General features: G+C 55.1%; 8 protein-coding genes, 1 tRNA gene and 1 pseudogene. 2 read left to right on the top strand and 8 right to left on the bottom strand.

The window, feature by feature from the left end; all coding sequences use genetic code 11:
- Window positions 1–662: 662 nt before the first annotated feature.
- Window positions 663–992: a GYD domain-containing protein gene (locus AC221Y_RS12900; RefSeq protein ID WP_299755851.1), complete on the bottom strand. Its 330-nt coding sequence runs from the start codon at window positions 990–992 to the stop codon at window positions 663–665.
- A 462-nt stretch (window positions 993–1,454) separates the two neighbouring features.
- Here AC221Y_RS12900 and AC221Y_RS12905 point away from each other — a divergent pair, with 462 nt between their 5' ends.
- Window positions 1,455–2,108 (top strand): FHA domain-containing protein, encoded by a 654-nt coding sequence (locus tag AC221Y_RS12905; RefSeq protein WP_486707463.1) that lies wholly within the window; start codon window positions 1,455–1,457, stop codon window positions 2,106–2,108.
- Between the two features lie 686 nt (window positions 2,109–2,794).
- On the opposite strand, the pseudogene uxuA reads toward AC221Y_RS12905, so the two are convergent.
- Window positions 2,795–3,972, bottom strand: a pseudogene (gene uxuA, locus AC221Y_RS12910) (mannonate dehydratase).
- Window positions 3,973–4,219: 247 nt separating this feature from the next.
- The gene (locus AC221Y_RS12915) at window positions 4,220–4,816 is read right to left on the bottom strand and encodes an HD domain-containing protein (RefSeq protein WP_299755847.1); all 597 of its coding nucleotides are present in this window, start codon (window positions 4,814–4,816) and stop codon (window positions 4,220–4,222) included.
- Window positions 4,817–5,071: 255 nt separating this feature from the next.
- Between AC221Y_RS12915 and AC221Y_RS12920 the strand changes: the two genes are divergently transcribed.
- Window positions 5,072–5,941 carry an NHL repeat-containing protein gene (locus AC221Y_RS12920; protein WP_299755845.1) on the top strand — a complete coding sequence of 290 codons (870 nt, stop codon included), beginning with the start codon at window positions 5,072–5,074 and terminating at the stop codon, window positions 5,939–5,941.
- Window position 5,942: 1 nt separating this feature from the next.
- Here the strand turns inward: AC221Y_RS12920 and AC221Y_RS12925 are convergent, their stop codons facing one another.
- The 5 genes from AC221Y_RS12925 to AC221Y_RS12945 all read right to left on the bottom strand — a co-directional run bounded on the left by AC221Y_RS12925 (window position 5,943) and on the right by AC221Y_RS12945 (window position 11,068).
- Window positions 5,943–6,146, bottom strand: coding sequence for a hypothetical protein (locus tag AC221Y_RS12925; RefSeq protein WP_299755843.1), 204 nt, complete (start codon window positions 6,144–6,146; stop codon window positions 5,943–5,945).
- A 120-nt stretch (window positions 6,147–6,266) separates the two neighbouring features.
- Window positions 6,267–8,162: an acyl-CoA synthetase gene (locus AC221Y_RS12930; protein ID WP_299755841.1), complete on the bottom strand. Its 1,896-nt coding sequence runs from the start codon at window positions 8,160–8,162 to the stop codon at window positions 6,267–6,269.
- A gap of 110 nt (window positions 8,163–8,272) precedes the next feature.
- Window positions 8,273–10,066, bottom strand: coding sequence for an ABC transporter transmembrane domain-containing protein (locus AC221Y_RS12935; protein ID WP_299755839.1), 1,794 nt, complete (start codon window positions 10,064–10,066; stop codon window positions 8,273–8,275).
- A 92-nt stretch (window positions 10,067–10,158) separates the two neighbouring features.
- A tRNA-Gly gene (locus tag AC221Y_RS12940) sits at window positions 10,159–10,233 on the bottom strand.
- 337 nt (window positions 10,234–10,570) lie between these two features.
- The gene (locus AC221Y_RS12945) at window positions 10,571–11,068 is read right to left on the bottom strand and encodes a VOC family protein (RefSeq protein ID WP_486707464.1); all 498 of its coding nucleotides are present in this window, start codon (window positions 11,066–11,068) and stop codon (window positions 10,571–10,573) included.
- Window positions 11,069–11,819 lie beyond the last annotated feature (751 nt).

Raw genomic sequence — 11,819 nt, forward strand, 5'->3', positions numbered from 1 at the left:
GACAGCGGCAAGGAATGGGGTAGAGCCAAGTCTGGCTGGACCGAAGCTCAAAAGAAGAAATACAAATCCAAAATTGAGAAAAATCTAGGCTCCTAAACCCACCATTTAGACCGAGAAAACTGCTCTAGGAAACTGGCCAAGACACGCGCGTTGGCCATCTCTCGCGACCGCCCGCCATGTTTCCGCTGTGGGTGCGACGGACCGGCCTCTTATGTCGGCCACCCGCACCGTCAAAGCGGCAGACGCTCCAACCCTGTACCGCAGGACACTTGCGGCGCTCGCCAGTGTGCTTGGGCCTTTGCGTGGCATCTAGGCGCGTTTTTGAGCCTATGAACGGTGTCTATGGGGTTAGCGTCGATTTTCATCTTCAACCCTCCCTTGTGGCTTACTGACTCAACAACCGCCTGGACCTCCTTTCAGATCCTATCCAAGGCCAACTTTGATCGATCAGTCGCAAAGTCCCACATAGCGGACATTAGACCAACCCTGATTGATAAACCTGCCCCAAGCAGGGAATGGTTGGTATTGGTTTTCCGTTTCTGAACCGAAGGCGCGGACCAAAACGGCTCTGACGGGTTTTGACTAACAGGTCGATGAACTGCTAAATGACAGCGGGTAGGTTAATCCCGTACACCGGAGTTTGCGGCCGGTGAGGAACGCCGCTAGCCCGCCGGTTTAAATTTTGCCGCTATTTGCCCGGCTTTCTTCTGCGCATTGAGGAATTGCTCGCTGGTGAACGCTTGCACTGTCTTCAGGTTTGATACGGTACCTGTTGCGCCGGCCACAATTAGAGCGGACATCAAGCCCTCCGCATCTTCCGTTTCAATGACCATCGAAAAGTCAGTTTCGCCGGTTGTCACTAGAAAAGAAACCATCTTACCACCTGCAGCCTCAACAAGCGGGCGCACGGCAGCCTCACGGTTACTCGGAGCCGCCAATAGTCCCTTGATAGCGTCAGATGTGTAGCACCCTGTCACAATGTACATTGCCATAAAGATTTCCCCCCAACTTATTTTGCAATTTCGACGCCCTGCAGAAACTGGGCCGACATATGACTCTAACACGCCGAACTTCTTTTACCTAGGGCATCCCCAAGGGCTCAACTGTTGGATTTGATTTTAATCATTACCCAAAGGCCGGCGCGCCGCCCGACGCCGTCCGGATGAAGGGCCTAGGCTTCGGGTCACAGGCCATGGCGATCTTGGCGCTTTTTCTAGCCGAGATTGCTTTCACCTAGTCGCGTTCGCGGCACAATTGCGCGATCTGTTGAAACCGCCCCTGATAGAAGGCATTTGACTAACCCGCTGATGCGCGTGCTCCATAGTTGCCAACTTACCACGAACGACGACCGTCCAGACCAATGCCTCGGTTTCGGCAAATTTCTCCTTCAGCAGTTGAGAACTGGTGCGCGCGAACACAACAGCACCGACAATTTAAAGACGGAGAATGTGCTAATGATTGGAAGAATATTTGGCCGGAAAGAGCCTGGTGGCCGCATCAATGGCGTCGATAAGCCAATCGTGCATCAATCTGTGCCAGACGAGGTTCTAAACAAGCCAGCCGAGGATGCGCCACCGGCAGATATGTCATGGATGGACTCCACTCCCATTCCCCAAAAGGCGACTCAACCTCAGCCCGAGGTTGTCGAAACCGTTTCTGAGTCTCAGCCGGAAGCCCAGGAAGTGGCTGGGCAGGCGTGGGACGCAGGCAGCGATACAGGCACAGAGACACCCAAAAACACCGCGGCCAATCCCCCTACAGAGGACCGCGTTAAGTACCCTCACGGATGGCTTGTTGTCGTGGAAGGAGCGGGAGTTGGCGAATGGTTCGTGCTTGAAGGCGGCGTTTCTCATATCGGTCGTGAAGAGGGGCAGACAGTGCGGTTGGACTATGGAGATTCCTCGATTGCACCGGTTCGCCACGCCGAACTTACATACAATGAGAAATTTCATGTCTTCGAATTGGGAGACGGGGGGCAAAGCGCAGTGCGTCTTAATGGAACTGTCCAAAGGTTGCCGGCCAAACTTCGCGATGGAGATGTAATAAGCGTTGGGGAGACCAGTTTGCGCCTTGTAGGCCTGTGCACCCCCAATTTTAACTGGAACTAACTGCCGCTCCCTGACATCGCTTAGCAGGGAGTGGTAAGTAATAGTGTTCCGTTTCAGAACCGAAGAGGCGCCTATGACGACGGGCTAGAGCAATCTCAGGCGCCGGGTTTCGCAGGCGGACGGAGTAAGCCGCGCGCCCAATGAACTGCGCCGTTTATCGACATTCTTGGCGCAGATTAATTTTGCTAGAGCGTGTCTGACGGGAGTGTCCTGAACTCTGTGTCTAACCAGATCAGATTCAGAATTCCGTTGAGCGATTATCCATGATTCCTATGTTTGTAGGCAGATAAGGAGGCCATTTATGGGCAAATCAAATCCACTTGAGTTGGGCCAACGGGTTATCGCTTTTGTCGAGGAAGGCAACATGCGTCGTGAAACACCAAGGTGTAGGGATTCAATGCCCTCCAGAAACACCAAAGTTCTTTCGTAAAACGAAGGGCCAACACCACATCCCCTAAGAAAAAGGCAGCAGTCGTTTCGCAGAAACCAGAAGAGCCAAGGCCCGTTAGAAACGAAAGACCAACTCCGCTCGAAATGAGCGCCCTAAAAAACGCCCCAAACATCTCTCATCGAAATACCAAGTATGATCACAAGCGACGCGATCACTGCATACCACCAGAAATTACCCATTCCATCGCTCCATCAAACTCCGATTCTCCTACAACTATATCCACTTTAGCCGCGCTTCAAAGCGCCGCCCGGCCCTGCAGTCCCGCAATTACCCCTCGCAACTCTGCCAAACCGCGAAGCCGCCCGACAAGCGGATAACCAGGCACAGCCCCCGCCCCGATATCGCTCAACAACTCATGCCCGTGATCGGGGCGAAACGGGATCGACACACCGCGCGCGGCTTCTGCCTCCAACAATGTTGCCAGCAAAGCCACCATATCGGTGGCGCCCTCCAGATGGGCTGCCTCCTCAAACGACCGGTCCGCCTCCCGCCGCACATTGCACAAATGCGCAAAATGCACTCTGTCGCCAAAGCGCGCCGCCATGGCTGGCACATCATTTGCAGGATTTGCTCCCAAAGACCCCGAACACAATGTCAGCCCGTTCGCAGGCGCCTCCAAAGCCCCCAAGACCCATGCGATATCATCCGCATCCGCCAAAAGACGCGGCAACCCGATAATATCGCGCGGAGGATCATCGGGATGCACACACATCTTCACCCCAAGCTCTGCCGCCGTCGGGATCACCTCCTCCAGAAATCGCTTGAAATGCGCCCACATCACATCGCGCGTCACACCGTCATAGGCCGCGACAGCCCGCTTCAATCCGGCAATGTCGTATCGATCAAACGCCCCCGGCAGCCCCGACATGATCGCCGCCAAAAGCGCGGCGCGCTCGTCGTCCGTCGCACGCTGAAACCACGCATCCCTCGCCGCAACAGCCTCAGGTGTATAATCGTCGCGCGCGGCCTCGCGGCCCAGCATATGCACCTCAAACGCCGCCATCTTCGGCGCCGAAAACCGCAAACACGTGCCGCCCCGTGCGACAGGCGCGGTCAGATCCGTACGCGTCCAGTCCAATACCGGCATAAAGTTGTAGCAGGTCGTATGAATGCCCTCAGTCGCCAGATTGGCCATGGATTGTCGGTAGTTCGCAAAATACGCTGAAAGATCGCCCTCGCCGTGTTTGATCGCTCCATGCACGGGCAGGCTTTCCACGAAAACCCTGCTGCCGCGATGATGTCTCGATGAAAGGCAATCGCCTCGCGCGGCCAGACCTCGCCATATGGAATGTCGTGAAGCGCAGAAACGATCCCCGCCGCGCCGGTCTGCGCAACCTCAGCACGCGAGATCGGATCGTGCCAACCACACCAACGCCAAGTCTCTTTCATCGCAGCTCCCCGTCGTGTCTGCATCTTCCCTCTTCGCACGCCCGATAAATCGGAAAGGGAAAATTCTTTTCCAATTATTCTCAATATCTTAAATCGCAAAGCTCATGTGTTAATCCACCGCACGGACCATTAACCAAGCATTTTTTGATGCGAACGCCTGCACCGAAGCAATACCGACGTTACACCGGATTTTATTTTTAAGAGCGATTTCCGTTACTTACCATGATAACTAACAACTGCCTGCGCAGTGTCGGTTTTATTTTTCCACCGCTTAAGGTATCCCGGTTACAACCCCGTCCCGCAAAACTTGCGCATCATAGGCCTTGCGCACAAAAACCTCCCGCACCATCGGCTCAAAATACGCCAGCGGCTTTGTCACGTAATCGGGATCAAATGATGCTTGATCCCATCGCTCACAAAACGTAGCGCAGGCGTCGAAACAGGGGTGATCCTTGAACTGATCCCGCGCGTTTTCGTCCCAACCATAGTGATGAGCGTAATAAATCTGCTGGAAAATCCCGTGATGCTCGACCACCCAAGCCACCTCCCAGCGCACGAAAGGACGGATCACCTCAGCCGAAAATCTGTCGTGATTCTGGGGGGCGAGCCCGTCGCCTATGTCATGCAACAGTGTGCCCACTACCCAATCGAGGTCCGCTCCATCCCCTTCGGCGCGGGTTGCAGATTGCAACCCATGATCCAAGCGCGTGATCTGATACCCTTCGATTGACGCCTCGCCTTGACGGCGCAATTCGGCAAGTATCCGGTCTGCAGTGCCAGCCTGGTACTTCGCCTCAGAGGTCGCCAGCAGCTCGTAATCTTCGCGCGTGCCGTGCTTCATCTCAGTGAACGAAACTGATTTGGTCATGGGCTTCCTTTCGATAATTCTTCAACGACACGCCAAATCGACCGACTTTGCAACGAATTTTAAAGACTTATGCGCAAAATTAGGCGGGACTTCTCACAGTTGCCCCGTCGTGAAAACGCGCTGACGGCACCGAGCGGTCACAAGTGTCAGGCGAATGTCCCCGCCCAGCACTTGGGGCCGCCTGGCCATTTGGCGTATACAAGCCGCCTGAAATCTCCGCACCACACCCCGCGTCATGCGTGCTACGCTTTGCATATGCTCCGTTATCTCGCTCTTCTTGCCATCCTTGCCTCTCCGGCCTTTGCTCAGTCCTTCGGCCCCGGCCCCTTTGCCAGCTTTGATTTGGCCTCCGAGCCCATTCTCGGAGACCCGCATGACCTGACGATTGGTCCGGACAACCGGCTTTACGTTGCCGACAAACTGAATGCACGGATTGCAGTCTTTGACCCGGAAACTCTTGAATTAATTGAAGGAATGGGGGCAGGACTTCTCCCCGGAGTGCGGGATATTTCCTTTGGTCCAAACGGAGAAGTCGCCCTCGCTGTCAGCGGCGCAAGTGCCGTCGCCGTCTACGACAACATCGCCGCGCTAAATGAGCCGCCCGACATTGGGGTGCGCGCCTCGAACACAGAAGGCGCGCTTTACCACTCATCAGGGCGCATCTTCGCCATGGCCAGCGGCGTCGGCGCGCTTGTTGCCTTTGACAATCTAGAGCCAGTGGACGGCGTCGAGGGTCACCTTGGTGCACATGACGTGGCCGAAGCACTCGATGGCAGCATCTGGGTTGCAGACAATCGACTTCGCCGTGTGGTCCGCTATTCGCAAGAGCTTGAATTAATGCAGGTAATTGACGCTGACAAATTTAACCTCGTTGGCCCGCGTTATCTCGATGTCACCGAAACAGGTCTTCTGGTCGTTGCCGATCAAGACGCGCACCGTATCCTTCTGATCGACCCAGAAGGTCCGGAAGGCGGGACGTTGCTTGGTGTTTTGGGGGATGGTCGACCAGGGATCGGTCCGGGCAAATTCGACGATCCAGAAGGCGTTGCGGTAAGTGGAAACCATTATTTCATTAGTGATTCAGACAATAATCGGATCGTCAGGTATTCGGTCTTCCTGAACTGACTTAACGGTGCGGTAAAAGCATCGGGTCCTGTTCGACTGTGCTTTGCCCTTCGTCAAACATCATGGCGCTGACAAGGGCCGCCAGTAGAACCGCAGACCCGCCGCCAACATAGGCCAGCGCGATCATCGCGAAACCTGCGCCGCCGAAAAAAGCCGCAATCGCGGCCGCCACTCCCAGTCCAAAACCAACGACGACATATCCCATACCAAATCCCTCGATCCCTTAATACGAAAAGGATCAACAAACTTTCTGGCCCAAATGAGGCAAAAGTCGCATCAATTGTGGCGATAATTAGGCTTGTTAGTAAATGTGAAGCGAAAGATCCTAAACTTCCCAATCCCAGGCAACCGCAAATTCGCCCAGGATTTCCGACACCTTCGCATCATCCGCATCACCCGTTCGCGCGATCCTGGCGACCAGTCCGCGCCTCTTGTCTTCCACGACAGCGCTCACATGCGCGTCCTGCCCGGCCGCCTTTAGCGACGCATCGAATATCCGCGTGATCGCGCGACGCCGCAGGTCCGGCTTAAACACTTTACCAACGGCCGTCTTCGGTAACTCTTCAAGTATTTCAATATGCTTTGGATAGGCCGCGCGCTCTGGAATGCGCTCCACTGCATAATCATAAAGCTCTTTCTCGCTCACCGTCGCGCCACCAACCAACTCGACATAGACGGCCGGTAATTCACCCGAATGCGCGTCCGGCTGTCCGATTGCACCCGCCATCGCAACAGCCTCGTGGCCGGCCAAAGCCTCTTCTATTTCGGCCGGATCAATATTATGTCCACCTCGAATAATCAGGTCCTTAGCCCGCCCCGTAATCCAAAGATATCCATCTTCATCAAGCCGGCCGAGATCGCCCGTGCGCAAATAAGTTTTGCCCGCAAAGTCATGGTATAGCTCGTGGTTCTTCTCGAATTCGGTATAGGTCCCGTGCGCGACTACCCCAGGATTCGACACACAAATCTCACCAATCTCATCCGTTCCGCTTTCGCGAACACCGTCAGAGGTCGCCACTAATATCCGGACTTCCGTGTAGGGAAACGGAATACCAACAGAGCCAACTTTCTTCACACCACCAATCGGATTGCAGGCCACAAGGCAAGTGGCCTCCGTCAGCCCATACCCTTCGATAATCTCAACGCCCGATGCCTTTTCAAACCGCTTGTAAAGCTCGACTGGCAGGGGCGAAGATCCCGAAAACGCCGTTTTCACAGAGGAAATATCGGCATCAACAGGACGCTGCATCAACGCAGAAAGCGCCGTTGGAACTGTGATGATAAATGTCACGTTCCACCTTTCGATCAGCTTCCAGAAGTTGTCAAAAACTCCGTCGCCACGATACCCCTGCGGCGTCGGAAACACCACATGCGCGCCCGAAGCCACCATCGACATCAAAATAACATGGCAGGCAAAAACATGGAACAAGGGCAGCGGGCAAATCACCACGCTTTCTTCGTCAAACAGCAACTCGTTGCCCAGCCAGCCATTGTAAATCATACCCGAGAATTTGTGCTGCGCCACCTTCGGCATTCCGGTCGTTCCACCAGTGTGGAAATAGGCACAGACCCGGTCCTGTATCGCGTCAGAAAAATCTAATGTCGTGTTCTGTTTCACCAACTCTGTATTGAAATCTAGCACCTTGGCGGAATGAGCCACAGGACTCTTCGGCCGGACAAGCGGCACGATCCACGACTTTGGCGGTGTCAGATAGCGGTTCAGATCGACCTCAAGCACTGTCTGAACATTGGGCGCAAGACGCACAGCCTCGGCCGCTTTTTGGGCCACATCAGACTTCGGGAACGGCTTCAGCGTCACCAGCACTTTGGCGTTGGTTTCTCGCAGGACTGCACCAATTTGGCCGGCCTCAAGCAGTGGATTGATCGGGTTCGAAATCCCCGCAACCGTGCCACCTAAGAGTGTGATCACAGTCTCGTTTGCGTTGGGAAGAAGATAGGCCACTACATCGGTTTCCCCGACCCCAAGCTTGCGGAACAAATTCGCGGCCTGCGTGACCTTGGCATGCAACTGTGACCAGGTCAGCGTTTCCGTCTTGTCCTTTGGACCCGAAAAAATCTGATAGGAAACCGCATTGCGCGCACCGCACTTCTGCGTTGTCTGCGACAACATCCCGTAGACGGTGGTCGGAAGCCCGCGCGCTTCCCAGACCATCGCGGTCTCTATCGCGTCGCGATCCGCAATCGACGTAAAGTCGCTCATTGTCGTTCCTCCCATTCTTCGACGGGCTTTGCCCGTTCTTTAAAGGATTTGTTGACAATTATCATGCAAACCACAAGCCAACGCAGCCCGACAACGCTGCGTCACCCGCTTTATTCGGCCGCAAGGCCGTCAGTAAACTGCAATCGCGCCAGCCGCGCATAAAGCCCACCCTCGGCCACAAGTGCGTTGTGCGAGCCCTCGGCGACGATACGCCCCTGATCAAATACAAGGATGCGATCGGCCTTTTTCACAGTTGCCAAACGGTGCGCCACAACAAGCGTTGTGCGCCCCTCGGCAAGCCTGTCCACCGCGTCCTGCACCGCCCGTTCGCTTTCGGCGTCTAAAGCGCTTGTTGCCTCGTCCAACAGCAAGATCGGCGCATCCCGCAAGATCGCCCGCGCCAGCGCGATCCGCTGCTTTTGCCCACCAGACAACATCACGCCCCGCTCCCCAACATAGCTGTCATACCCATCGGGCAGGGCCGTCAGAAAATCATGGGCCGCAGCAGCCTGTCCGGCGGCCACGATCTCGGCGTCGGTCGCGTCCGGGCGCCCGAACCGGATGTTCTCGCGCGCTGTATTCGCAAAGATAACCGGGTCTTGAGGAACAAGCGCCATCGAACGGCGGAACTCAGCGCGCGCAATGTCGCGAAGCTCATGCCCGTCTATCAGAATACGCCCTTGGCTTGGATCGTAAAACCGCAGAAGCAGTTGAATAACCGTTGATTTACCGGCACCTGAAGGGCCAACCAAAGCGACAGTTTCACCTGACTCAATTCGAAAGCTAACACCGTCAAGCGCGGCAGTTTCAGGCCGCGCTGGGTAGCGGAACGTCACATTTTCAAACGCCACAGCCCCCTCAATCCGGTCCGGCAAGATGACCGGGCTGGCGATATCCTGCACCGTATCTTCCGCCTCAAGCAACTCGACCAAGCGCTCAGTTGCGCCAGCCGCGCGCTGCAATTCGCCCCAGATTTCGGACAGCGCTCCGACCGATCCCGCGACCATCACCGCATAGATCACGAACTGCACCAATTCGCCGGTCGAAAGGACGCCCTGGCGCACATCATGCGCCCCGCTCCACAGCACACCCACAACACCGAAAAAAGCCAGCGAGATCACGATCACCGTCATGATCGCCCGTGTCAGGATCCGCTTTCTTGCAACCACAAAAGACTTTTCGGTGATCTCGGCAAATGCCGCGCGACTTGGTTGTTCGTGGGTAAAAGCCTGCACCGTTTGCACAGACAGCAACGTTTCCGACGCAGTACCGGACGAGTTTGCAATCCAGTCCTGGTTTTCACGGCTGAGACTGCGTAGCCGTCGGCCCAAAAATACGATCGGCACAATAATTGCGGGCACCGATAACATCACGATCCCGGCAAGTTTCGGGGCGGTGAACACCAAAAGCGCCAAGCCTCCGATCAGTGTCAGCAAGTTACGCAATGCAATCGACACAGAGGATCCGATCACGCTTTGGATCAGGGTTGTATCGGTCGTGATGCGGCTGAGAACTTCGCCGGTCATCAGGCGTTCGTAAAAGGCGGGGCTCATCGAGACCATCCGGTTGAACACAGCCACCCGAATATCTGCCACCACACGTTCGCCAAGCCGCGACACAAGATAATACCGAAGCCCCGACCCCAAAGCGAGCAGCGCGGCAACCCCCAATGCTGCACCGAAATAGCTGTCCAGCAGGTCGGTCTCAGAAGACTCAAACCCGTCCACGACCCGCCGCACCGCCAATGGCAAAACAAGTGAGATCATCGCGGTCAGGAAAAGGGCGGCACCTGCCGCAGCAAGCATCCGTTTATATGGCAACACAAACGGCCAGAGCGCGCTAAGAGCGCGGACATTGCGCGATTTTGCGCGGTCTTCGGGGTTTACATCAGATGCATCGGTCATGGTGTTAAACTGACTTAAACCGGGACCCAAACAAGCCGCAAGCCGACTTTACGCACAATCGCGATAATTCGATAACCTTGGTGTGAAAAGGTTGGAGCGGGCGGCGGGAATCGAACCCGCATCTTCAGTTTGGAAAACTGAGGTCTTAACCATTACACAACGCCCGCTCAACAAAAATCACTCCTATTTCATGGGTGTTTGGAGGTCAAGCCACATGATTATGCCTTTTGATTTGGAGCTTCTACTTCCTGCTCTAAAAATGAAAATCGGCTTCTCGCACCTTGCCTTTGCCGGGAACAGGAAATGAGCTGCTTGCGGCCCAAATCGGTCGTCGATCACCGGATCAACATGCTACGGTGCAGCCCGTCTTAGCGGACACTTGGCATGTCGCAGCATTCATGCGGCTTGGGCTTTGATTGCCATTTAGGCACCACAACATTTGGGCCCGAACGCACTTAGAACAATCGCGCCTTCATCAAAGTGCAAAAAAGAATCCAATGAGCCTCACTCCAAGTCCACAACCTGATGAACCTCAATAACATTTCCATCCGGATCATAGAAAAACACTTGATGCCACCCCTTCACAGCATTGCTGCCCCAATCAGAATAGGGCACGCCCTGCGCCTCCAAATGCGCCATAAACGCCGCGATATCATCCGTGCGATACGCGATATGCCCACGCTCAAGCGGGTTCACAACCTGCCCAGAGCGAAACGAATTCAAAACGTCGCGCGGCGTCAGGTGCATTTGAATACCGCCGTCGGTCACGAAAGAGACGTTACCTACCAAGCCCTTATCTTGGTTCAGGGGCGGCAGTTCCGCAGGATCTTCATCCCCCAGCGTAAGAACATCGCGATAAAAACGGTCCATCTCGGGCACATTGGTCGAGCATAGATTAATATGGTGCAATTTAAGTTTCATGAAATCAGCGTGGCCCAGAGTGAAAGCACGTGCAAGCGAGGAAACCCAAGTGGCTTGCAACGAAAGGGATTTCGTAGCCATTGCTGTTGTCACCATCGCAGAACTCGTGTCGTCAGCCACATGACCTAGCGACACTCACCGCCCATGGCGGAGCTTCGTGCATGGCGCAGCGAACGCCCGCTAGGAGCCCTTGTGCGCGCATCCGACTGGTCTGTTTCTTGCGGATTTCGGCGGCGAATATCGGGTCAAATCGGATCGTGAATGGGTTCCAAACGGCACTTGACCATAACGGATACTCCTAGCTGATTTCGATCCCGCGCTCATACACTAGTCGTCCACATTACGAGGCGAAAGTGGGAAACTGACCTACAGCATGACCGCCAAGCGGATGATTTCGGGAGAGGATTTGGACTTGCGAAAGTAGCTATGTTTTGTCATCCCCAAACGCGACGAAACCATTCTGCCTGGCTCGGGCCGGTTTCTTCTGACAGTACCACACCGAAGCAACGCCCGCCTCAGTCCAAAGACAACAAACCACTTTGACGGGCTCAAAAGTCGCTCTCATATGATATTTTCTCCTGATCTGTATCAACGCGCGACCGGCAAAAACGGTCCATTATCACTCCCATTGGCCATGAGCAGATGTCAGCTCTGCCGAGACAGCTATTGGGGCGATCTGAATGGGAAATGACGTTACACCTCCTGATGCGCCGCCGCCCGGGTCCCGGGTCTTGCAGGCCTGGCCTTTGGTGATTGCGTCGCTATTTCTTGCCTATCTCCTATTTCCCCTTGTTGGCGCTCCATCGACGATGAAAACTGTTTCCTATAGCGA

This window comes from Boseongicola sp. (assembly GCF_057460485.1).